This window comes from Mesorhizobium sp. WSM3873 (genome assembly GCF_001672445.1).
Lineage (GTDB): Bacteria > Pseudomonadota > Alphaproteobacteria > Rhizobiales > Rhizobiaceae > Mesorhizobium.
In genome coordinates, this window is sequence record NZ_LYTM01000007.1 from 25,169 (window position 1) to 44,291 (window position 19,123).

General features: G+C 62.0%; 24 protein-coding genes and 1 pseudogene. 14 read left to right on the forward strand and 11 right to left on the reverse strand.

Annotated features, from left to right (window positions below; all coding sequences use genetic code 11):
• Nucleotides 1-17 precede the first annotated feature (17 nt).
• Nucleotides 18-803, reverse strand: coding sequence for an SDR family NAD(P)-dependent oxidoreductase (locus tag A9K71_RS06375; RefSeq protein WP_066992305.1), 786 nt, complete (start codon nucleotides 801-803; stop codon nucleotides 18-20).
• Between the two features lie 160 nt (nucleotides 804-963).
• On the opposite strand from A9K71_RS06375, the gene A9K71_RS06380 reads away from it, so the two are divergent.
• The gene (locus A9K71_RS06380; protein WP_066991999.1) at nucleotides 964-1,203 is read left to right on the forward strand and encodes a hypothetical protein; all 240 of its coding nucleotides are present in this window, start codon (nucleotides 964-966) and stop codon (nucleotides 1,201-1,203) included.
• Between the two features lie 69 nt (nucleotides 1,204-1,272).
• Here A9K71_RS06380 and A9K71_RS06385 read toward each other — a convergent pair whose 3' ends face one another.
• Nucleotides 1,273-1,482: a hypothetical protein gene (locus A9K71_RS06385; RefSeq protein WP_066992002.1), complete on the reverse strand. Its 210-nt coding sequence runs from the start codon at nucleotides 1,480-1,482 to the stop codon at nucleotides 1,273-1,275.
• 285 nt (nucleotides 1,483-1,767) lie between these two features.
• On the opposite strand from A9K71_RS06385, the gene A9K71_RS06390 reads away from it, so the two are divergent.
• Nucleotides 1,768-2,634: a Ku protein gene (locus A9K71_RS06390; RefSeq protein WP_066992309.1), complete on the forward strand. Its 867-nt coding sequence runs from the start codon at nucleotides 1,768-1,770 to the stop codon at nucleotides 2,632-2,634.
• Between the two features lie 383 nt (nucleotides 2,635-3,017).
• Here the strand turns inward: A9K71_RS06390 and A9K71_RS06395 are convergent, their stop codons facing one another.
• Nucleotides 3,018-3,338 carry a hypothetical protein gene (locus A9K71_RS06395; RefSeq protein ID WP_066992005.1) on the reverse strand — a complete coding sequence of 107 codons (321 nt, stop codon included), beginning with the start codon at nucleotides 3,336-3,338 and terminating at the stop codon, nucleotides 3,018-3,020.
• A gap of 197 nt (nucleotides 3,339-3,535) precedes the next feature.
• Between A9K71_RS06395 and A9K71_RS06400 the strand changes: the two genes are divergently transcribed.
• Both A9K71_RS06400 and A9K71_RS06405 read left to right on the forward strand, forming a co-directional pair.
• Entirely contained in the window at nucleotides 3,536-4,021 is a 486-nt protein-coding gene (locus tag A9K71_RS06400) for a hypothetical protein (RefSeq protein ID WP_066992008.1), read from the forward strand.
• Between the two features lie 338 nt (nucleotides 4,022-4,359).
• Nucleotides 4,360-4,785: a hypothetical protein gene (locus A9K71_RS06405; protein WP_066992011.1), complete on the forward strand. Its 426-nt coding sequence runs from the start codon at nucleotides 4,360-4,362 to the stop codon at nucleotides 4,783-4,785.
• Nucleotides 4,786-4,930: 145 nt separating this feature from the next.
• Here A9K71_RS06405 and A9K71_RS31200 read toward each other — a convergent pair whose 3' ends face one another.
• Both A9K71_RS31200 and A9K71_RS29960 read right to left on the reverse strand, forming a co-directional pair.
• A complete protein-coding gene (locus tag A9K71_RS31200) occupies nucleotides 4,931-5,068 on the reverse strand; it encodes a hypothetical protein (RefSeq protein ID WP_156752600.1) in 138 nt (45 codons plus the stop codon).
• 44 nt (nucleotides 5,069-5,112) lie between these two features.
• Nucleotides 5,113-5,205: pseudogene (locus A9K71_RS29960) on the reverse strand (DUF2934 domain-containing protein); the annotation flags it as partial.
• Between the two features lie 166 nt (nucleotides 5,206-5,371).
• On the opposite strand from A9K71_RS29960, the gene A9K71_RS06415 reads away from it, so the two are divergent.
• On the forward strand, nucleotides 5,372-5,689 hold the full coding sequence (locus A9K71_RS06415; protein ID WP_066992311.1) for a hypothetical protein: 318 nt from the start codon (nucleotides 5,372-5,374) through the stop codon (nucleotides 5,687-5,689).
• Between the two features lie 72 nt (nucleotides 5,690-5,761).
• Here A9K71_RS06415 and A9K71_RS06420 read toward each other — a convergent pair whose 3' ends face one another.
• Nucleotides 5,762-7,753 carry a protein-L-isoaspartate(D-aspartate) O-methyltransferase gene (locus A9K71_RS06420; protein ID WP_066992315.1) on the reverse strand — a complete coding sequence of 664 codons (1,992 nt, stop codon included), beginning with the start codon at nucleotides 7,751-7,753 and terminating at the stop codon, nucleotides 5,762-5,764.
• Between the two features lie 469 nt (nucleotides 7,754-8,222).
• Between A9K71_RS06420 and A9K71_RS06430 the strand changes: the two genes are divergently transcribed.
• The gene (locus A9K71_RS06430) at nucleotides 8,223-8,486 is read left to right on the forward strand and encodes a hypothetical protein (RefSeq protein WP_066992318.1); all 264 of its coding nucleotides are present in this window, start codon (nucleotides 8,223-8,225) and stop codon (nucleotides 8,484-8,486) included.
• A gap of 66 nt (nucleotides 8,487-8,552) precedes the next feature.
• Here the strand turns inward: A9K71_RS06430 and A9K71_RS29965 are convergent, their stop codons facing one another.
• Together A9K71_RS29965 and A9K71_RS06435 are read right to left on the reverse strand one after the other, a co-directional pair.
• On the reverse strand, nucleotides 8,553-8,765 hold the full coding sequence (locus tag A9K71_RS29965; RefSeq protein ID WP_082980370.1) for a hypothetical protein: 213 nt from the start codon (nucleotides 8,763-8,765) through the stop codon (nucleotides 8,553-8,555).
• Nucleotides 8,766-8,773: 8 nt separating this feature from the next.
• Complete coding sequence (locus tag A9K71_RS06435) at nucleotides 8,774-9,334, reverse strand: hypothetical protein (RefSeq protein ID WP_066992020.1); 561 nt, start codon at nucleotides 9,332-9,334, stop codon at nucleotides 8,774-8,776.
• A gap of 588 nt (nucleotides 9,335-9,922) precedes the next feature.
• On the opposite strand from A9K71_RS06435, the gene A9K71_RS31935 reads away from it, so the two are divergent.
• From A9K71_RS31935 to A9K71_RS06450, 5 genes are all read left to right on the forward strand, one after another.
• Nucleotides 9,923-10,084 carry a hypothetical protein gene (locus A9K71_RS31935; RefSeq protein ID WP_082953723.1) on the forward strand — a complete coding sequence of 54 codons (162 nt, stop codon included), beginning with the start codon at nucleotides 9,923-9,925 and terminating at the stop codon, nucleotides 10,082-10,084.
• Nucleotides 10,085-10,265: 181 nt separating this feature from the next.
• The gene (locus A9K71_RS06440) at nucleotides 10,266-11,072 is read left to right on the forward strand and encodes a nucleotidyltransferase (RefSeq protein ID WP_066992023.1); all 807 of its coding nucleotides are present in this window, start codon (nucleotides 10,266-10,268) and stop codon (nucleotides 11,070-11,072) included.
• Nucleotides 11,065-11,811: a metallophosphoesterase gene (locus tag A9K71_RS06445; protein WP_066992025.1), complete on the forward strand. Its 747-nt coding sequence runs from the start codon at nucleotides 11,065-11,067 to the stop codon at nucleotides 11,809-11,811. Before A9K71_RS06440 ends, A9K71_RS06445 begins: the two co-directional genes overlap by 8 nt.
• A gap of 76 nt (nucleotides 11,812-11,887) precedes the next feature.
• A complete protein-coding gene (locus tag A9K71_RS31940) occupies nucleotides 11,888-12,064 on the forward strand; it encodes a hypothetical protein (protein WP_082980371.1) in 177 nt (58 codons plus the stop codon).
• 5 nt (nucleotides 12,065-12,069) lie between these two features.
• A complete protein-coding gene (locus A9K71_RS06450; RefSeq protein ID WP_066992028.1) occupies nucleotides 12,070-12,894 on the forward strand; it encodes a Ku protein in 825 nt (274 codons plus the stop codon).
• A 16-nt stretch (nucleotides 12,895-12,910) separates the two neighbouring features.
• On the opposite strand, the gene A9K71_RS06455 is transcribed toward A9K71_RS06450, so the two are convergent.
• Nucleotides 12,911-13,192 (reverse strand): hypothetical protein, encoded by a 282-nt coding sequence (locus A9K71_RS06455; protein ID WP_066992031.1) that lies wholly within the window; start codon nucleotides 13,190-13,192, stop codon nucleotides 12,911-12,913.
• 131 nt (nucleotides 13,193-13,323) lie between these two features.
• Complete coding sequence (locus tag A9K71_RS06460; RefSeq protein WP_066992034.1) at nucleotides 13,324-14,355, reverse strand: ATP-dependent DNA ligase; 1,032 nt, start codon at nucleotides 14,353-14,355, stop codon at nucleotides 13,324-13,326.
• A 159-nt stretch (nucleotides 14,356-14,514) separates the two neighbouring features.
• Between A9K71_RS06460 and A9K71_RS06465 the strand changes: the two genes are divergently transcribed.
• Nucleotides 14,515-15,123, forward strand: coding sequence for a cysteine hydrolase family protein (locus A9K71_RS06465; RefSeq protein WP_066992037.1), 609 nt, complete (start codon nucleotides 14,515-14,517; stop codon nucleotides 15,121-15,123).
• Nucleotides 15,124-16,067: 944 nt separating this feature from the next.
• Nucleotides 16,068-16,754 carry a response regulator transcription factor gene (locus A9K71_RS06470; protein WP_245299539.1) on the forward strand — a complete coding sequence of 229 codons (687 nt, stop codon included), beginning with the start codon at nucleotides 16,068-16,070 and terminating at the stop codon, nucleotides 16,752-16,754.
• A 148-nt stretch (nucleotides 16,755-16,902) separates the two neighbouring features.
• Here the strand turns inward: A9K71_RS06470 and A9K71_RS06475 are convergent, their stop codons facing one another.
• Nucleotides 16,903-18,108, reverse strand: coding sequence for a hypothetical protein (locus A9K71_RS06475; protein WP_066992042.1), 1,206 nt, complete (start codon nucleotides 18,106-18,108; stop codon nucleotides 16,903-16,905).
• Between the two features lie 423 nt (nucleotides 18,109-18,531).
• Here A9K71_RS06475 and A9K71_RS06480 point away from each other — a divergent pair, with 423 nt between their 5' ends.
• Nucleotides 18,532-19,119, forward strand: coding sequence for a sugar transferase (locus A9K71_RS06480; RefSeq protein ID WP_197504203.1), 588 nt, complete (start codon nucleotides 18,532-18,534; stop codon nucleotides 19,117-19,119).
• Nucleotides 19,120-19,123: the final 4 nt, after the last annotated feature.

A 19,123-nucleotide genomic window follows, 5' to 3' on the forward strand; every position in this document is an offset into this window, starting at 1 on the left:
CGGGCGGCGCCTCGCATTCATCCGTTGTTCGCGGAGCCCGGTTCGGCGGCCTTGCGATGCTGCTCGGCCAGCGTGCCGGCCGGCGTGACGTGGGCCGCGGCAGCCTGCATCTTGTTCTTCAAACCGCTAACGACCTGCTCTTTTCCGGCCATCATGGCGTCATAGCCGTCCTTGGCCACATCGGCCGGATTGTCTTTCTCCTGAGTCCCGATTTCGGTGTCCATCATGTCGGCCCGCTCGAAGAAGCGGGTCTGCGTCGCGCCGGGCATCAGCACTGTCACGGTCACACCGCTGTCCTTCAACTCATGGCGCAGCGCGATGGCGAAAGAATCGATGAAGGCCTTGGTGCCGTTGTAGACCGCTTGGAAGGTGCCGGGCATGAAGCCGGCGATGGAGCCCGTGAACAGGATCCGGCCGCGGCCACGCCGGACCATCTGCCGGCCGAGCCGATGTGCCAGATAGACCGTGCCGGTGATGTTCGTGTCGATGACGCGGCGCGCCTTGGGCCAGTCCTGATCGATGAAGCCCCGGCCCAGGCCTCGTCCCGCGTTGAGGAACAGAAGGTCAATAGCGCGGTCACCAATCCTCGCGATCAGTTGATTGGCCCCTTCCTCGGTCGCGAGGTCGGCTTCTACCGCCTCGACTGCAACGTGGTGAGATTGCAGCGCCTCGGCAGCCTGCTCTATCGCCGGCTCGTCGGCCACGATCACCAGTTGGTAGCCATCTCTCGCACATAATTTCGCCAGTTCCTTGCCGATGCCGCTGGAAGCGCCGGTCACCACGGCGAGCTTTCCGCTTTCCATTTCGTTCTCCGACCGTTCGAGTGTGGTCCGGCCGAACATGCGCAGAGTGCGATTGTTCCGTTCGAATTCTTGGGATTCGGCAACGCGCGGCAAACGAGGCTCGGCGAGACGGAACCAATTCGGGGCACGCCTGTTCCGCCGTCAATGTGGAGCGACAGCCATGGGCATCTTTTCCGATCTGGATAAGAAACTTACCGACAACCTCTATGAGCATGGCAGCCAGCTGACCGATCCCAGCGCTGATCTGCCCCGGCGGGTCAAGGAGACGGTCGATCTCCTCATGCCGTTCATCCAGTCGGAGGCGCGTGAGGCGGTGAGGCTGCAAATCCTTGGCATCATTCACGAGCACATATTGGATGAGACCGAGATTGGGCCTGGAGAGCCAGCGGCCAAGGAATGAGAGAAGCTGGCTGGACGCGTCATCGATTTCCGGCCGCCCTAAAGCGGCAGCGCCGAACGGAGCCAGGCGCTAGCTGATATCTATGATTTTTCGCTTCTTGGGCGTCCGGCCCGGCCTGGCCGCGGGAGGAGGCGACTTTGCCGCCGGTGCCGCGGCCAAACGCTGCTCGCGTAGTCGCGCCGTCTTTGCCTGGCGCGCCAGTCGTTCCGTCTCAAGCAGTTCGCGCGCCGCATTCGAGGTGCGCTCACGCCTGTCCTTGTCGATCTTCCGCGTCGCCACGGTCGTTCCAGATCAATTCGCCGTTGGAGCCGTATCCAACTTGCCCGAAGGCCCATTGTTCCGAATGATCCCGCGACGGACGGACGTTTCGAACGAAATGTCTGCAACTCGATTATGTGGGGCCAAGCCCTTGTCGGAAGCTCCCGTTGCTTCTCCCGCCGGGAAGTTCAGCGCTGCTTCGCGGTTCAGCCGGCTGAAGCCGACGCGATGCGCCGGCCTGCGACGTCGGAACCGAAGCGGTGCGTTCGCCGTTCCGGCTGCATTCCTGTCGCCAAGGAGATCGCCATGGCGCCGCGTCCCGCCTGGAGCGGTTATCTCAAACTGTCGCTGGTCACCTGCGCCGTCGAATTGACGAACGTCGTGACCCATGCCGAGAAGGTTTCCTTCCACGTGCTCAATCGCAGGACCGGCAACAGGGTCCGGCGCGTCTATGTCGATGCCGAGAGCGGCAAGCCGCTGGATAAAGACGACGAGGTCAGGGGCTACGAAGTCGGCAAGGACGAATTCATCTTCATCGAAGAGGAAGACATCGAGGCGGTGCAGATCGAGTCTTCGCACACGCTCAATCTCGACGGCTTCGTCGACAAATCGTCGATCGAGCAGATCTATCTCGACGCGCCCTACTACGTCACGCCCGCCGACAAGGTCTCGGAAGAGGCCTTTGCGGTGATCCGCGACGCGCTGGCAGAAAAGAAGATGGCCGGGCTCGCTCGCATCGTGCTCTATCAGAGGGAACGCCCGGTGGTGGTCGAATCACGCGGCAAGGGCATGATGCTGACCACCCTGCGTTATGGCGACACCGTGCGCGAGCCCGCCGGCGTCTTCGCCGAGATCAAGTCGGGAAAGCCCGACAGCGAGATGATCGGGTTGGCGGAGCACATCATCGATAAGCAGAAGGGCAAGTTCGATCCCACCGAGTTCCGGGACCGATATCAGGAGGCACTGCTGGAACTGGTTCGCGCCAGAAAGGCCGGCAGGAAGGCGCCGAAAGCCAAGGCGGAACCCAAGCCATCCAATGTGGTCAATTTGTTCGATGCGCTGAAAAAGAGCCTCGGCGCGGAGGCCGGGGCAAAGTCCAAATCCCCGAAGTCCAGGGGAGCGCCGAAGCGAAAAAAGACGAAGAATTCTGCACGGGGGCGCAAGTCGGCATAGCAGTTGTCTGTGCGGTGAGCGACATCAAGCTGGCTTGCAGGCCGAGGCAAACAAAGCTGGAGGCTTGGCGCCTTCGCCGAGGAGGAATTCGGGTAACGCTCAGCGCGGGCTAAAACACCGTCCGTGGCAGAAGAGCACGAGCTCGAGGATTTCGCGCGCCGGCGGCACCGAGCACGATCCAAAAATCTATCCGTTGCGTTCCTCGCTTTCACGCAACAGCCGCACGATCGCATCGACTGGGGACGGATCGGCCGCCGGCTGGATTTTCCGTCGCCAAAGATGGCGAAGAAGCTTTTTCAACATGGGCATGCACATACTCCCTAGCTACCAGACCTTGCATCGGGCGTTCCGGGTTGGAGCGCCTCGGCGAGCCGGCATCGGCATCAACCCAGGCGAGCGGCAAGCAGGAAAGCGGCGCCCGCCAGAACCACGAGCGCTGCAATCACCAGCACCGGCCCGTTTCTGCTCGGCTGAAGGCCGGGCGCGTTCTGGGGGCGCTGCATGGCGTCGGCGAAGCTCGCCTGATTGGTGAATTTCGGTTCATCTGATGCGACGCGATGGGCGGAACTCGTCGACCCTCCCGCCTCTGCATCCGTTTCCTGCGGGGCGGCAGAAGGGTCGAATCCGGGCGTCTTGTCCAGGGTAAAGCCCATCTGCATTTCGCCTCGACCCTCGGCGGGTCTTCGCTTGCTCGGTGAGGTCATCGGACAGCTCCTTCGCTACCAAACATCTGTCCGGCGTCGGTGTTCCCACGGGATCTTGAACGCGAAGTAGAAACGCTGCTGTGCGGGAACTCGTTTCCGGGAAGGGGGAACTATCGCTGCCGCCAATCGCTGAGCGCGGCCGGAACATTTCCTGTTGGGCAGCTTTTACCTTCGTTATCTAAGATGACGAGGCACCGATGCAGGTTCTCGATACCCAAATAGTTTCCAACTCGGAAGGCGTGGTGACAGTCGAATTTCTCGGTGAGGGCGGCGAAAAGATTGGCGTCACAATGGCTGGATCCGATCCACGGCCGACGTACGGCGACACCGCTCTTATCGATCGCGCCAAAGAGATGATGGTGCAGTGCGCGGTTTTCGAGACCGTGGAACACCGGTCCGCGCAGGAGAGCAACCGCGACTTCAGCGAGCCCGCCAAGCCGGACAGCCCCTTCACATTCGAATATCGCGACCATGATGGCATGCGGCAGCTGAAGGGCGTGGAATTCCCGAATCTGGAGGCCGTGCATGACGAGGCGCTGCGTTCGGCGATTGATTTGCTTGACGACACGGCCGCCGAAGGTGGGCAGCAGGGCTGGGCCGTCCGGGTTCGCGACGCCAACGGAAAGATCGTGCTGGCGATCGACTTCGACGAGGCGAAACGGAAAAAGGCGGCAGCGGAATGAGGACCGCGGGCTGCGTGGCCTGAGAAAGAACCATGCTCCCGTTCCTATCACTGGATATGATATATTCGACAAGCGCCTGCATCTTAGTCCAACCTGGGCTCGCAACTGAAACGCCGTGCAGTCCTGCACTTGCGGAACCTGTCGATTGTCTGCATTCCAAATGAATTCCGTGTTCATCCGGAACTTTGGGGACGACTGTCAGTTCGATGATTTGCAGGCGCCGCTTTTTGGCGCCTGCCGGAGATCGGTGGGAAACACTGATCGGCCCGCACCTCAGACGCGGGCCTGCCGACCCCGCCAGGACAAGCCGGTCAGCCAAGTATGGACGGGAGCCTATCATGAAACACCAAACGCTCGACCAACTGCACGCAGTCGCTGATATCAATCCGCTGGTGCCGCTCACGACAAGGACTGAAAAGATAGAGAGGTGGGCAGAACTGCTCGAGCGGAATCCGTTGCGCTGTCTCGCCGCGCTCACCGGCACCGAGTATCTCTATCCAGGCATGCGGGAAGAGGCGCGGGCGGCTGGATCCCCGCTGACGGTTGCGTTCGAAGACCCGTTGCTCAGGGCCTCGGGCCTGCAGTCCGATACCTACGGGGAAGCCAAACGCTTCTTTGAACTCTCCGATTGGCAGTTGCATGAAGTCGTCTGCAGCTGCCATGCCGGCGCAACCATGCAGGCCAGTTGGGCTGCTGGACGCGTCCGGAGAATTGTCACAGGCAATCGCATTTTTGCCTGGCTGAGAAGCCGCTTCATACACTGACTGCCTCTCAACCTGCTCGCTATCGCGGCTGTTGCGACAGCCGCCGGCGGCGCTCGGACGGCTCGCCGAAACAAGGCTGGCGAGACCGCAATGCAAAGAGGGCGATGCGGTGGGTAGGGCAGGTGCCCGATCGACAGGCCCTGCCTCAGCCGTTCTGGTCGATCGCGTGGGGCGCTGGCTGCTGGCTCCCGCCGCTCGGGCGCTCGGGCTCTCGGCCGATCCAGGCCCACACGGTTATCAATAAAATCACCACGATCGCGATCACTGCAACGATCCGGGGCATCAGAAATCCTTCCTCGGCGCCTCTGCTAGCCGCCCGGCTTGTTCCTGATCCCAATGTTCCTGTTGCCGACCTTGCGGCCGACCGGCCTGCTCCCAGATTTCGGGGGCGCGGCGTCTGATGCGTTCTTCCCTGTCCATGACTGCTGCCTCCTCGTGCCGGACCGCCGTCTGTTCGCCTAATTGGGCGATGGCGTGTTTGTTCCATCGGACTGATGGGAGCCGATTGCCCGCGTCCCTCATCGGCCAGGTCGGGGAACGCTCTTCTGACGATCTTGTTATCCTCCAGATCAACCCGGAGAGAGTCATGGGCAAGGAAGAGAACCGCCGCGAGACCGGCGCCAGGAAGTACCCGGCCAACACCGATCCGGATCCCTCAGACCGGTTTTCGCAGGCTGCGGCCAGCAACGAAAAGCCTCACGATCGCTTTGGGCTCACCCGCAGACAGGGCGAGGTGGAAGACAAGACGCATCAGTCGGAAGGGCAAAACCCTTCGGGACGGGCGACGCCTGGTCCTGCGACGGAAAAGACTTCCGGAGCGGGCCCATCGGTCCCCGAGCAATCCAAGGATGCAAGAGCGCCCAAAGGCGGCCGCCGGCCTGGTGCCTACGTGAAAGAACAGTAGCGTTCGCTCGCCGCATCACCTCTTCGCCGAAGTTCCCGCATCAGCGCGATGTCGAATGCATCCGTCCATCGCCTACACCCCGAAGGGGTAGGTGTCCGGGACACCGCTCGTCGCATGCTCCGGCCCGAAGGGCGTCACGGCGGTGGTTTCATCGAACCAGACGAAGGCGTCGAATTGCCGCGCAAGCGAGGCGTCGGCATAGTGGCTGTGCAGTTCCGTTTCCGGCCGATAGATCACGCCGATGAACCGTTCGAGCCGACGTTCGGTCAGCCGATCATGAAGGGCTGGATCAGCTCCAAGGTCGAGCAGGAAACGAGCGGTGCCGGCGTCGTGGCAAAGCCGCTCATAGCTGTCCTCGCGCGAAGGCCGCACGGACATGATTTCCATTTCGCCGTCCCAATGCTTGGCGGCAGCGACCGTGCCGGCATGCGTGCCGAAGCCGATGAGGGCTACGTCGTCGCCGAACCGCTGGCGACAGAGCTGACCGATGTTCACTTCGTCTCTGACGATTCCCATCTCCGTGAAGCGGGCGTCGCCGATATGGGAGTTGTGCGCCCAGACCACGGCCTTGGCATCGGGGGAACGCGCTTCGATAACATGTTGCAGCGTCTCGAACATGTGCGTGTCGCGCAGGTTCCAGGATTGCGCGCGGCCATAGTACATCACGCGATAGTAGTGCTCGGCGGCGGCGATGAGCCGGGCGTTCTGCGCGGCATCGAACAATTCGTCGCCGTCCTGGCCGGCGTGATCGAGCTGACGCGACAGCATGTCCCGGCACTGCCGCAGCACCGCCTCCTCGCATTCCCGGTAGCCTCGGGTTAGCGCCGCCCGGCCATAGGTGGCGGGTTCGTGCTGCCACGGCGTCAGGCAGCCGTAGCGTTCGCGGGCAATGCTTGCCGCCTCCGGATCGATGCGGTCGAGATATTCCAAAACCGCCGCGATCGAGGCTCTCATATTGTAGATATCGAGGCCGTAGAACCCTGCCTGGCTTGCCGGTGTTTCGATCTGCTCGTTGTGCGCACGCAGCCACTCCACGAATGCCGCGAATTCGGCGTTGCGCCACATCCAGGTGGGAAACCGCTGGAAAGGCATGTCGGCGCGCGGCGAAGGTGGGCGGTGACGCACATAGCGGTCGATCGCCGCGGCGTCGGGCCAGTCGGCTTCAGCGGCGACGATCGTGAAGCCATGTTTCTCGATCAGTCTTCTGGTGATCCAAGCCCGCGCCCGATAGAACTCGGATGTGCCGTGGCTCGCTTCGCCGAGCAGCACGATCCGCCGGTCGGCAAAGCGATCGAAGGCCTCCACAAAGGCGGGATCATCGAACTCCGGAAGCGGTTCGGCCGCCGCGGCAATCATCTGCGGAAGACTGCGCGCTGGCAAGAGCGGGGAGATACGGCTGGTTCGGATGCGGTTGTCCTCCTGCCAGCCTTCTTCGCCGATCAAAGGGACAAAGCGCACCGCACCGAAATCTTCCTCGCTGTAGGTGGAAGCGCCAGTGCGGGTGACTTTGAGGAGACGCTGCTCGTCAGGGTCATCTCCGACCGGAATGACCAACTTGCCGCCGACATCCAACTGCTGCTGCAGCGCGAGCGGCGCGCCGGGCCCGCTCGCCGCGACGACGATGGCATCGAACGGTGCCGCTTCGGGCCAGCCCTTGGTGCCGTCGCCGGTGCGCACCTCGATGTTGCGATAGCCAAGCGTCTCGAAGCGCCGTCTCGCGGTTTCCGCCAGGCCGGCGTGCCGTTCCATCGTGTAGACATGATCGACGATGCGGCTCATCACGGCGGCGGCGTAGCCAGATCCCGTGCCGACCTCGAGGACGTGATCGCCGGGCCCGATCTCAGCCATTTCCAGCATGAACGCGACGATATAGGGCTGCGATATCGTTTGGCCCTCGGCAATCGGCAGCGGTCCATCCTCATAGGCAAATTCTTCGAAGCCAGGGTCCACGAAAGTCTCGCGTGGGACCTCGCGCATCGCTGCCAGGATCTCACGATCATGAATGCCGCGGCGGCGGAGATGAACATCGACCATTCGGCGACGTTCGCGGGACAGGTCGAGCATGTGCATCCTCAACAGGAAGTTGGAATCGCAAGCGGCTGCGGCAACGTCATCCCTCGGCCTCCATCATCGTCCTGGCCGGCTCTCGCGCGACGTTCTCCTCGATCCGCTCGCGCCCCGGAGTCTCCGGCAGCGCCTTGCGGAATTCTTGGCATAATCGGGTGGCATCTTCGGCGGTTTTTCCGCAAAGCCTCCATGACGCCGTTGATGCCATCGCCGGGCAGGCCGAACATGACCTCGACATCCCAAGCAACTCGAGTGTCGACGAAGATTTCGGCTGCATTTGGCATGGCAAGGTTCCAATGATTGCCTTCCGAACCAGTAGGGCGGCAGTTGGTTCCCTTGCCCACGCCATCAGGCCACCGCCTCGCAAGGAGCGAATTCGCGGGAACGAGCGAGCCGGACGCGGATTGAATCCCCAGTCGCCAACGAGCAAAGCGCCAGGATTGGCGATTAGCCGGAAGGGTTGATCATGAGCGAGCCACTGAAAACCACAAATCACGAGGTGATCCGGGCTTGGATTGAAGCCCGCGAAGGCAGACCTGCAGTCGTGCGGACTGCAGGCAAGGGAGCGGTGCTGCGCGTCGACTTCGGCGAGCACGAAGAGGATCTGCAGCCCGTCGAATGGGAAGAGTTCTTCGCCATATTGGATGAGAACGAACTTGCCTTCGTGCACCAAGACCTAACGGCGGAAGGTTTGCCCAGCCGTTTCAACAAATTCGTCGAGCGCGGATGAGAGAAGCGCCAGGCGATCAGGCGGAAAGCAACTCGCTCGCCTGATGCTCGCTGCTTACGCCTGCCGCTATTGATTGCCCGGCATTTTGTTGCTGCCTTGCGGATCCTTTTCTATGCCGGCGGCGGGAGACGTGTCCTGGGGTGCGTTTCCGCCCTGGTTCTGCTCGGGTGCCCGCTTCAACGGTGCCGTCGGCCAGCTACTCTGGACATAGGCGAAGGCCCAGTAACATGCCAACAGCACAACCACTGTCAGGATCAGCGGCAACAGCACTCGTCTCACGCTGACTCCTATTTGCTCTGCTGACGGTAATCGCCGGCCCGCGGATCGAATCCGGTCCAACCGCCAGCTTCGTAGTCGTTCCGCCGTTCGCCGATGTCCACCGACCTGGAATCGTGGAGGATCGCTTGTGCTTGCGGAGCGAGGTCATCTTCGACGCGAGCGGTAAGCAGAGTGCCGCCCCGGCGAATGCCTTCGGCATAGACATGGGCGTCGCCCTCCGACACGCCGCCGTCGGTCAGACTGCCGATGATGCCGCCGGCCGCTCCACCGACAACTGCGCCCGCGGCCGCGCCCGCGGCTGTCGCCGCCAGCCAGCCAGCCGCCACGACCGGACCGACGCCAGGTATTGCTATGGCGCCGAGGCCCGTCGCCAAGCCGCCGGCGCCGCCCACGACCGCCCCGATCCCGGCTCCACTGGCTGCATCCTCGGCGGCCGCGGAAGAGTGCCGGCCGTCGGCATTGTTGGCGATGATGCTGAGATCGCTCGGCGGTACGCCCATGGACTCCAGCTCGCCCACGGCATCGGCGGCATCGTCATAATCGTCGAACAGTGCGGTGATCGTCTGCATTTTGATGTCTCCTATCGATTACTATCGGCCGGCAAAGGTTTGCGCGTTATCGGCTGCGACCGCCGGAAAAAACGAGGAGGTCGCAGCGACGGCTAATGGCGCGAGAAGTGTCCGCATGTTCATGGCTTCCAGCTCCTGTGCTCGATGGGCCGGAGCCGAACAAGCGACTCAGGGCTTTGTTCCAGTCCGAGCCTGTCGATTTTCAGATGGCGTCTGCCGGAAATGTGATCCGAAGGCCGCGTTCCACGACAAGCCCACCTCAGAGGTTCTTGCTCGCCGCAGTCGCTTGGACGGAACGGCCTTTCCTGCTGCGGTTTGGTAAAGAGGTCGCTCTCGGCAAAGAGACAGCGCGCATACCGGCGGCTCAAACGAACTGGCCGGTACCGTCTGCGATTTCCTTCGGCCGTTTTGGCTCAGGGTGCCGCAACGGCCGGACATGGTCGCCAAGGCGATCCCGACGGGCGCGTAAGCGACTGACCACGCAGGCCGCCTACTCCCTTGGACAGGAACATTTGCAGCCCTTATCGGTTAGCTCAAGACCAGCGATACGTTGCTGGAGAAACCACCTTCGACAGGAAGGGAAACGCCATGTTCGGCTCCGATTTATGGCTGTTCGTTGTTGCCGGCGGTCCGCTGATCCTTCTCATTGCGATCATCTACGTGCTTTTCACCCGCCGTCACAGAGGCCCAGTCGAACGGCGCGAGAGCGACCGCGCGACCGAGCGCTTGTACCGCGAGCAAAAGGACTAGCGCACCAGCCAAGCTGTCGCGCCCAAGTCGTTGTTTTCACGCGATTTCGGCAACGCTCCGCGCGCGGCGCGGCTTGCCTGATCTCCGGACGGTGTTGCCGGGCCCATTTCGCAAGCTCCGACAGCGGAACAAGCGGGCCCCGCGGCTGTTATCGAAAGGTCCGAAATCGGAGCAGCAGTTGATGACCAACGACGAGTTGCCGGGTCTGCCAGCATCGCTCCCCGTGATCGACGCGAAAGCCGAGCCAACGCTGAGAAGCGCCGCGGCGGAGGCGTTCTACACCCATGCGATCCGCGAGCTCGCCGCTACCGACATTCCTTTCCTGGTCGCCGGGACCTACGCGGTGAGCGCCTATACGGGCGTGGTTCGGCAAACCAAGGATCTGGATATCTTCTGCAAGGCCGGAGACTGCCCGCGCATACTCGAGCATTTCAAGAACATCGGCTATGCGGTCGAGATCCGGGACGATCGCTGGCTCGGGAAGGTCTTCGAGGGCAAGCATTTCTTCGATGTTATCTTCGCCTCGGCCAACGGCACGATGCAGGTCAAGGATCAGTGGCTGGAGCATGCCCGCCAAGTCGAGCTGCTGGGCAGCCGGGTCCGGATCATCGGCCCAACGGAGCTCATCTGGTCGAAATGCTTCATCCAGGACAGAGGACGCCACGACGGCGCCGACATCGCCCACACCATCCTCAAGGCGCACGATCAGATCGACTGGCAAAGGCTGCTCGCCTATCTCGATGTCCATTGGGAAGTGCTGCTGATGCAGGTTCTCAACTTCCGGTGGATCTATCCCAGCGAGCGGGACCGCATCCCAGACTGGCTGCTCGACGAACTGCTGGGCCGGCTTGCGCGACAACGGCAGCTGCCGTCGCCCAAAATGAAGATCTGCCGCGGCCGCCTGCTGTCGCAGGTCGACTATGAGATCGACGTCAAGGAATGGGGGTTTGCCGGCGTCGGCGGCGTTGGAGAGATGCGCGATGCCTGAACCAGCCACATCAACGAAATCAAACGGCAACGATGTCATCAAGGTCGCCGCCATGGGCGACCTGCATGTCCAGGAAGATGCCCAGACCTCGTACCGCGACCTGTTCGGCGAGATATCGCGCGAGGCCGACGTCCTGGTCCTTACAGGCGATCTCACCAATCTCGGAAAACCGCGTGAGGCGGAACTTCTGGCCGAGGATCTGCGCGCATGCTCGATTCCCGTAGTCGCGGTTCTCGGCAACCATGACTACGAATCCGGTTGCGTCGAGCAGATCGCTGCAACGCTCCGCCAGGCGGGGGTCCATCTCCTCGATGGCCAGGCGATCGAACTGAACGATGTCGGCTTCGTCGGCGTAAAGGGTTTTGTCGGCGGCTTCGGTCGAAGGATGCTGGGCTCCTTCGGTGAGCCGGCCATCAAGGCGATGGTGGCCGAAAGCGTCAACGAGGCAATGCGGCTCGAGAATGCTATGCGGCAGGTGCGCGCCAAGCGCACGCTCGTGGTGCTCCACTATGCGCCGGTCCCGGAGACCGTGGCGGGAGAGCCTCCGGAAATCTTTCCGTTCCTCGGCTCCTCGCGGCTGGCCGAAACCATCGATCGCTTCAAGGTAAGCGCCGTGGTACATGGCCATGCCCATCGCGGCTCGTATGAAGGCCGGACCCCTGGTGGGGCCAGCGTCTACAACGTCGCGATGCACATCGCGAAGCCGACCGGCCGTCCTTACGCGCTGCTCGAAATCTGAGGCGCAGCGCTGCCTGCCGCTTCGGAACCATGCCGGCAGCGATGAGTTGTGCAGGAGACCAACGGAACCAACTTCGATGCCTGACCCCAGACAACCGGATCCCGATCGCGACACGCCGATGCCGGCGCCCAGCTGGAAACCGGAGCCGGTCAGGAAGCCGGAGCGGCACGGGCTGCCGGACGAGGCGCCGCGCCCGAATGCCGATGAAACCGACGATCCGCCGGCGCCTGCCGGGCGCATCCGGACGGAGTAAGCTCGATGGCTGCGCCTCGCGCGATCTGGAAAGGCTTCATGAAGGTCGGATCGGTTTCATGCGGCGTCAAGATCGTCGGCGCCACCAGCGAAGCGTCGAAAATCCATTTCAGGATATTGAACCGGAGGGACGGCCTGCCGGTGAAAAGCGCCTATGTGGATGAGGAGACCGGCGAACCGGTGGACGCCGAGGACCAAGTCAAGGGCTTCGAGACCGACAAGGAGGATTTCATCCAGATCGAGCCCGAGGAGATCAAGGCGCTGAAACTCACCTCCGAGCACACGCTGGAAATCGGCGAGTTCGTGCCGGTCGCAGACATCGACGCGCGCTATCTCGAAAAGCCCTATTACCTCATTCCGGCGGAGGATGCTTCCGCAGAGGCGTTCAACGTCCTTCGGGAGGCCATGAAGAACAAACGGGTGGCGGCGCGATCCTGTGTCGTCCTCTACCAGCGCGGACGCGAGGTTCTCATCCAGCCCTTCGGCAAGGGAATGCTTCTCACCGAGCTGCGGGACCGCAATGAGATGGTTTCGGAGGCGACGGTGTTCGAAGGGTTGAAGAAGCAGGACTACGAGGCGGACCTGCTCGAGATCGCCGGCCTGCTGATCGACAAGAAGGCGACGAAGTTCGATCCTTCGAAATTCGAGGATACATACGAGAACGCGCTGATCGCCATGATCGAGGCCAAGCGCAAAGGCAAGAAGCTGCCCAAGGCGGCGCCGAAACCGCGTGAGAACGTCATCAATCTGGCCGACGTTCTGCGCAAGAGCCTTGCCAAGGAGGGCATCGCCGCGAAAGGCGCGAAGCAAGGCAAACGCAAGTCAGCTTGACGCCAAGAAAGGCCGCTCAGACCTCGTCGAACCGGCTTCCTTCCTTGGAGGGATCGCGCGCGAGGACCCGCTCCTCCTCGTCGTCCGGGAGTGCCTCGTCACTTTCCTGATAGGGATTGTCGTCGTCTTCTTCGGGGAGCGTTCCCTCCGCTTCTTCATCGTCCTGCGGGTCGCCGTTGACGGCGACGCTGTCGGGCAGGATCCGGCCGCCCTCAAGCGCGTCCCAGTCCTGCTGCTCGACTGCCGGAGCCTCGGTTTCGTCCTGATTTGCGGTGCGTTGCTTTTTACGCGGGTCCATCTCGTTCTCCAATGCTGCAAGCCTATCCGGCTCGCGGTTCGCTCAGTTGGAAAACCGCTCAGGCGATTGGTGGTTCCGCCCGTTGCAGCAAGTGGCGGCCGTTGTGGCGTCGCCTCTCCCTGGCAGGTGTCCTACGCGATCTGTTCGAACGTGCATTGGCGCGGCGCCTTGTCGGGCCGCCAGCGCACCAGCCTTGTTCCATGCCGGAATCGGTCGCCGGTGACATGGTCGAAGCGGACCTCCACGACCAATTCGGGCCGCACCGGCTCCCAGTCTCCGCTGCGCTCGGTGCTCCAGCGGCTCGGGCCGCCGGGTGCCTTGCCGGTGAAGCCGAGCCCGCCGCGCAACGCTTCAAGCCTCTTGGTCAGCGCCGCTCGCTCGTCACTGGCGATGGTCGAGGTGAAGCCGACATGGTCGAGCTGGCCACGGTCGTTGTAGAGGCCAAGCAGCAGCGAGCCGATCTGGCGCTTGCCGCTCAGGTAGCGAAAGCCACCGACCACGCAGTCTGCTGTGCGCAGCCGCTTGACCTTGATCATGGTTCGCTCGCCCGGGCGATAGGGTTCGGCCAGTGCCTTGGCGACCACGCCATCGGTGGCACCTCGGCCGGCGTCGCGCAACCATCGTCTGGCGGTCGCGAGGCTCGTTGTGGCCGGCGAGAGCTTCAGCCCGGCGTTCTCTGCTCTGGCAACGAAGTCCTCGATCGCCCGGCGCCGATCGGGCAAGGGCAAATCGAGCAACATCTCGCCTCCCGGGGCAGCCAGTGCATCGAACAGGATCAACCGCGCCGGTGTTTCCGCGCTCAGCTTGCGGATACGGCTCTCGGCCGGATGAAGGCGCATCTGCAGCGCGTCGAAGGAGACGCGCCCGTCGATCTCGATCACGATCTCGCCGTCCACGACGAATTGCCTTGCGGCGAGGTCGCGCAGCATCGTGGTCAGTTCGGGAAAGTAGCGGCCGAGCGGCTTGCCGGATTTGGCGCGAAGCTCGATGGCGTCGCGGCCTTTGAAGGCCAGGCAGCGAAACCCGTCCCATTTGGGTTCGTACTGCCAGGGACCTTCAGGCAAGGCGTCCGCGGTCCGCGCCTCCATCGGCGGCGTATCCAAAGACAGCGGAAACTCGGGACTCGAGATCGCCGGTTGGGACGTAATCCTGGAGGTCTCCATCTCGGTAGAACGTTCGACCACACCTGTAGTTTCCGGTCGACGGGAACGAGTTGCACGGCGAGGCGTTGCCTCACCAAAGTTCTGAAACCAAATGTCGAGCTTTGACCGCGCCGGGCACTTCTTCACCAGAGCGAACATGAACTTCCGACAGGAAATCCGATGTCGGCTTCCGGCTTGAGCTATGGTCCTCTGGGCGAGCGCTGCGCGCATCTATGCGTCGACATGCAGAAATTGTTCGCGGAACCTTCGGAATGGGCCACGCCGTGGATCACCCGCGTCCTTCCGAGGATCGTCAGCCTCGTCGAATGGAAAGCCGAGCAGACCCTTTTCACGCGCTTCGTGCCGGCTGAAAAGCCTGGCCTGGGTGCCGGCACCTGGAGGCGCTACTATGAGCGCTGGGCGTCGATGACGATCGAAAATGTCGGGCGAGAAATGGTCGGGTTGCTGCCGCCGCTGTCATCCTTCTGTCCGCCGGCGCAGGTGATCGACAAGCATGTTTATTCGCCCTGGCCGGAGGGCAGACTACAGACGGCACTTGCCGCGCGCAGCATCGACACGCTGGTGGTCACGGGAGGCGAAACCGATGTTTGCGTGCTCGCAACCGTCCTGGGGGCGATCGACATCGGATATCGCGTGGTGCTGGTCACGGATGCGCTTTGCAGTTCATCGGACGCGACGCACGATGCCCTGATGACCGTCTACCATCAGCGCTTCGCGCAACAGGTCGAGACCGTCGAGATGGAGACGGTCCTTTCGGCCTGGACCTGAACGTTATGGGACGATCCGCACCGGCTACAGCCGAAAGCGACCGATCAACTGCTGTTTGACGGGAACCGCAATGTTTCTCCGAAATTGCGCAGGCAGGGAGTGTGTAGATGCCTAAACCAGCGAAACGGGAAAAAGCTCGCAAGCCAAATCCGGCTGACCCCAACCCAAAGCAAAAGCCGCCGAGGGACACGCGCGAAAACCCGACACGGAATCCGGATGGTCCTGGCGAATTGCCGGACACGGCCACGCGAGAAGAAGTCGAGACAGTCAGGCCTAACCTGAAACGCTAGTACCGGTAGGCGTGATTTCCGAGGCACGACGCATTGATGTTGTGGAGATAGGCCGCGCGAAGATTGACCTTGCCGGCCCGACAAGACTGCGATTGCCGGCCAAAAAAGAAACCCCGGCTGCAGTGGTTGGGTGGGGGGCACCGCAGCCGAGGTCAATGTTTTTCTCAGAACTGTGGCGCCGTTTGCTCCAAACCGCAAATCTCGCTCTTAAGGTCGAGACAGGCTTGCGCGCAGCTTTGAGGAGCATAATTCCTGTTTAGCAACTTCAGGTTGTCATCCTTTCGGTCATATTAGCCACCTAAGATATAATTACCAAATTGTTAACCAGGATTAATGCGCCTTTTCCACAGCATCGTAGTATGCGTTTGAGGCTGGATTACCTCAATGGAGCGGGGATCCCATACGTCCGTGGGTTGGGCCGGCGTATGCACTACTCCTTGAATCTATTCCTCACTTAGCAGCTAGTCGCCCGACACAACGGTAAACGAGCGTAACAGTTCATGCCGCTGACAAGCCCTGCGTGGGAGTCAAAACAAAAAGGGGAGAGAGCAAAGTCGGCGGCGGAGAGGAGTAAATAAGGCGATGGGACATCTTCAAATTTCCGAGTCTTGGAAGGATGCGACGGGGTCGTTGCAGAACGGGCATATGACGGACGTGAACGGGCTCGGCACGTCTGATCTCGAAGAAGGACACCCGACCGAAGGTCTGGTGGTAATCGTGGACAAGCGGGCACTCGAGCGCGAATGTCTTGCTCGAGGCCTTATCGAACATAATCCGGCTTTGCGCGTCAGCGCCGTAGGATCTCTTGATGAGATTCAGCACGTCGCCGGCGGGGCGGAGGCTTCCGCGATCCTCGTTATTCTCGGCGCCCGAAAGGTGACAGACCAGAGCGTTCGGGCGGAACTTGTGCACCTCATCTCCGAGGTCGGCGCCGTACCCGTAATCGTCGTGGTGGATTCCGACGAGCCGGGGGAGATCCTTGCGGCTCTCGAATGCGGCGCCCGCGGCTACATTCCCACGAGCGTCAAGGTGAAGGTCGCTGCCGAGGCCATCGGTCTCGCCCGCGCCGGAGGAATCTTCGTGCCCGCCAGCTGCGTGCTGGCGCTTCGCGAGATCATCCATTCGACGGCAAATGGCGCCCGTCCGCTCGCCGGAATGTTCACCTCGCGCGAGGCCGCGGTCGTGGAAGCGCTCAGGAAAGGCAAGGCCAACAAGATCATTGCCTACGAGCTCAACCTCTGCGAGAGCACGGTCAAGGTCCATATCCGCAACATCATGAAAAAACTGAAAGCCACGAACCGCACTGAGGTGGCCTACAAGCTTAGACAGATGATGCTTTGAAGGCTGCCCAGCCTGGTGCCTGGCAATAGAACGACGCGCACGCCGATCCTCGACGTGGAGGCGGACCTATTTCAGGTCCGCCTCCCTTCGAGATTCAAGAGTAGGACCGTGCCTGCAGGTCTTGAAACGGATGCGCTCAGGCCGATGCTCAGGCATGTTCCCGGTCGAGCATCTCGAATCCTGCCTTCACGAGAAATCCAACACTGTCGCGGCCCAACTCCGCACCGCGATATGCTGCTTCGGCAGCCTTCAGGCCTCCCGTCAGTCTGCGGATCACCGGAGCCGCTCCGAGTATCTCGAGCGGCAGGCCCAGCTCGCCGCGGTTGGGGCGCTTCGGCGGCCATACCCTCAGGCCGAAATAGCTGGCGGCCGAGCGGTCGATCCCGCCGCTGAACTGCACCAGCAGCGCCTGGCGCGTTCTCCTGGCGATGCGGCCCAGGCTGTTGATGTCCATCGGTGGTTTGGCTGAGGGCCGCATAGCGACGATGATCACCTCCCATGCATCATCGGTCAGCAGAACCGGATGGGAAAAAACACCAACTCTTGCTCCACGTTCGGCGAGCATACGCTCGAGGAATGGTGCGCAGGGCGTGTCGCAGACGACGGCGAATCTCGAGGCACGCTGATCGACGCCGGCATCCTCGAGTAAGACCCGGCATAAGCGCGCGAATTCCGGCATCAGGTCTATGGCCGGGTGACCGAGATTTGGAGCAGCAACCTTGATGCCGGCCTCGTCACAGGCATCGAAGTCCAATACGCCTTGCCGAAGCTCCCAAGGCTCGGCCATGAGCGAAACGACCGCATGAGAGGGCAAGAGCTCGATGAGCGATCTCGAAATCGGTCCGACCTGGGGACAATTGGTGATGAGGTCGACCTCCTGCCATTTGCGGCTTTCGATGCGATTCGTCACTTCCACGCGTTCGGCGACCTTGGCGTATTCGGCAAATGCCAACGTCGCGTCCGCGGCCGCCGCCAGGCTCGGATGTCTGGAGGATACGCGGGTGAGTGCAACGACACGGTCCGCATTGGCGAGCGCCGCGGCTGTCGCAGTCACCGCCTGATAGCCCGTCGCCGCGCCAACCACCGCAGTGAGGCCGGAGAGATCAAGATCGAGCAAAGCTATCTGCTTGCGGACGACGGCAAGTGCTTCCGTATGGTCGACCTCCAGAACATGACGAGTGCCCGGTCTTGCGGCGAAGTCACCGGACGAAGGCTTCGGAATGGGCGTCACGTTGCGTGCTCCACTGACAGGCTGGCAGGCATTCTTTCGACGCGGAAGATCTGTCTCGTCGAATCTCGTCGCATGCGCGCGCATGGTTTTCAGGCATTGCCAGACGGCTGCCGGCTCGCCCATCCGGCACCAGTGGCTCCAGACATTCTCTCGGCATCCTCGCCAGAGCTAGGGCCTGAATTCAGTCGGCGGTCTGGATCGCCCCTAGCCGGACCAGTTGCATTTCGTCGATCACGAATACAGTCGAACTTGCCCGAACTGCTACTGCAGAAAATGGGTGCCAGTGTTACGCCGTTTGATCAGAAGGCTTATCGACACCGCGCCGGCAATACGCGTTCAGGCTAAGAGGCTAACCGGCGCCAGATCGGGCGCTACCTCCTTTGCGGTTCTTGCCGGGAATGATCCGCCGCGTGAAGTTAAGCGCTAAAATCAGCCGTTTCCTTGGCGAAGCTCATGACAATCAGCGCATTCGACACGAACCCCCGCAGACCCGGAATAGGCGTCGGTCAAAACCATCGTCCGCTTGGGGGGCGGCGCAAGAGGATCATGGACGTCGCCGTCGCATCGATCGCGCTTGTGCTTGCCGCTCCGATAATGCTTGTGGTTGCCCTCTTGATTTTGGCGACCGACGGCGGACCGGCGATATTCTCTCACACCCGGGTCGGCTTCAACGGCAGGCGTTTCGCCTGCTACAAATTCAGGACCATGGTTGCCAACTCCCAGCAGGTTCTGACCGACTATCTTGCGAGCAATCCCGAAGCTGCCAAGGAGTGGGAGCAGAATTTGAAATTCAAGAACGATCCGCGGGTCACCTTCCTGGGGCACATTCTCAGAAAGTCGAGCCTGGATGAGTTGCCTCAGCTCATCAACGTGCTGCGCGGCGACATGAGTTGCGTCGGTCCTCGGCCGGTCGTCCCCGACGAACTGCAACGTTACGGCGCCTGCGCGATCGATTATCTTCGAACCCGGCCCGGGCTGACCGGCGCGTGGCAAGTGACGGGCAGAGACGCAATAGACTATCCCAGCCGTGTCTCCCTCGACAGCCGGTACGTGCGAAACTGGTCCATATGGGCCGACGTCGTCATTCTCGTTCGGACGGTCTTCGCCGTGATGAGATTCGATCATGCGTCCTGACTGC

Bases quoted from the DNA above. Each gene is read 5' to 3' on its own strand.
- A9K71_RS06375 (WP_066992305.1), bottom strand. From the start codon at position 803: ATGGAAAGCGGAAAGCTCGCCGTGGTGACCGGCGCTTCCAGCGGCATC.
- A9K71_RS06380 (WP_066991999.1), top strand. From the start codon at position 964: ATGGGCATCTTTTCCGATCTGGATAAGAAACTTACCGACAACCTCTAT.
- A9K71_RS06390 (WP_066992309.1), top strand. From the start codon at position 1,768: ATGGCGCCGCGTCCCGCCTGGAGCGGTTATCTCAAACTGTCGCTGGTC.
- A9K71_RS06395 (WP_066992005.1), bottom strand. From the start codon at position 3,338: ATGACCTCACCGAGCAAGCGAAGACCCGCCGAGGGTCGAGGCGAAATG.
- A9K71_RS06400 (WP_066992008.1), top strand. From the start codon at position 3,536: ATGCAGGTTCTCGATACCCAAATAGTTTCCAACTCGGAAGGCGTGGTG.
- A9K71_RS06405 (WP_066992011.1), top strand. From the start codon at position 4,360: ATGAAACACCAAACGCTCGACCAACTGCACGCAGTCGCTGATATCAAT.
- A9K71_RS31200 (WP_156752600.1), bottom strand. From the start codon at position 5,068: ATGCCCCGGATCGTTGCAGTGATCGCGATCGTGGTGATTTTATTGATA.
- A9K71_RS06415 (WP_066992311.1), top strand. From the start codon at position 5,372: ATGGGCAAGGAAGAGAACCGCCGCGAGACCGGCGCCAGGAAGTACCCG.
- A9K71_RS06420 (WP_066992315.1), bottom strand. From the start codon at position 7,753: ATGCTCGACCTGTCCCGCGAACGTCGCCGAATGGTCGATGTTCATCTC.
- A9K71_RS06430 (WP_066992318.1), top strand. From the start codon at position 8,223: ATGAGCGAGCCACTGAAAACCACAAATCACGAGGTGATCCGGGCTTGG.
- A9K71_RS06435 (WP_066992020.1), bottom strand. From the start codon at position 9,334: ATGCAGACGATCACCGCACTGTTCGACGATTATGACGATGCCGCCGAT.
- A9K71_RS31935 (WP_082953723.1), top strand. From the start codon at position 9,923: ATGTTCGGCTCCGATTTATGGCTGTTCGTTGTTGCCGGCGGTCCGCTG.
- A9K71_RS06440 (WP_066992023.1), top strand. From the start codon at position 10,266: ATGACCAACGACGAGTTGCCGGGTCTGCCAGCATCGCTCCCCGTGATC.
- A9K71_RS06445 (WP_066992025.1), top strand. From the start codon at position 11,065: ATGCCTGAACCAGCCACATCAACGAAATCAAACGGCAACGATGTCATC.
- A9K71_RS31940 (WP_082980371.1), top strand. From the start codon at position 11,888: ATGCCTGACCCCAGACAACCGGATCCCGATCGCGACACGCCGATGCCG.
- A9K71_RS06450 (WP_066992028.1), top strand. From the start codon at position 12,070: ATGGCTGCGCCTCGCGCGATCTGGAAAGGCTTCATGAAGGTCGGATCG.
- A9K71_RS06455 (WP_066992031.1), bottom strand. From the start codon at position 13,192: ATGGACCCGCGTAAAAAGCAACGCACCGCAAATCAGGACGAAACCGAG.
- A9K71_RS06460 (WP_066992034.1), bottom strand. From the start codon at position 14,355: ATGGAGACCTCCAGGATTACGTCCCAACCGGCGATCTCGAGTCCCGAG.
- A9K71_RS06465 (WP_066992037.1), top strand. From the start codon at position 14,515: ATGTCGGCTTCCGGCTTGAGCTATGGTCCTCTGGGCGAGCGCTGCGCG.
- A9K71_RS06475 (WP_066992042.1), bottom strand. From the start codon at position 18,108: ATGGGCGAGCCGGCAGCCGTCTGGCAATGCCTGAAAACCATGCGCGCG.
- A9K71_RS06480 (WP_197504203.1), top strand. From the start codon at position 18,532: ATGGACGTCGCCGTCGCATCGATCGCGCTTGTGCTTGCCGCTCCGATA.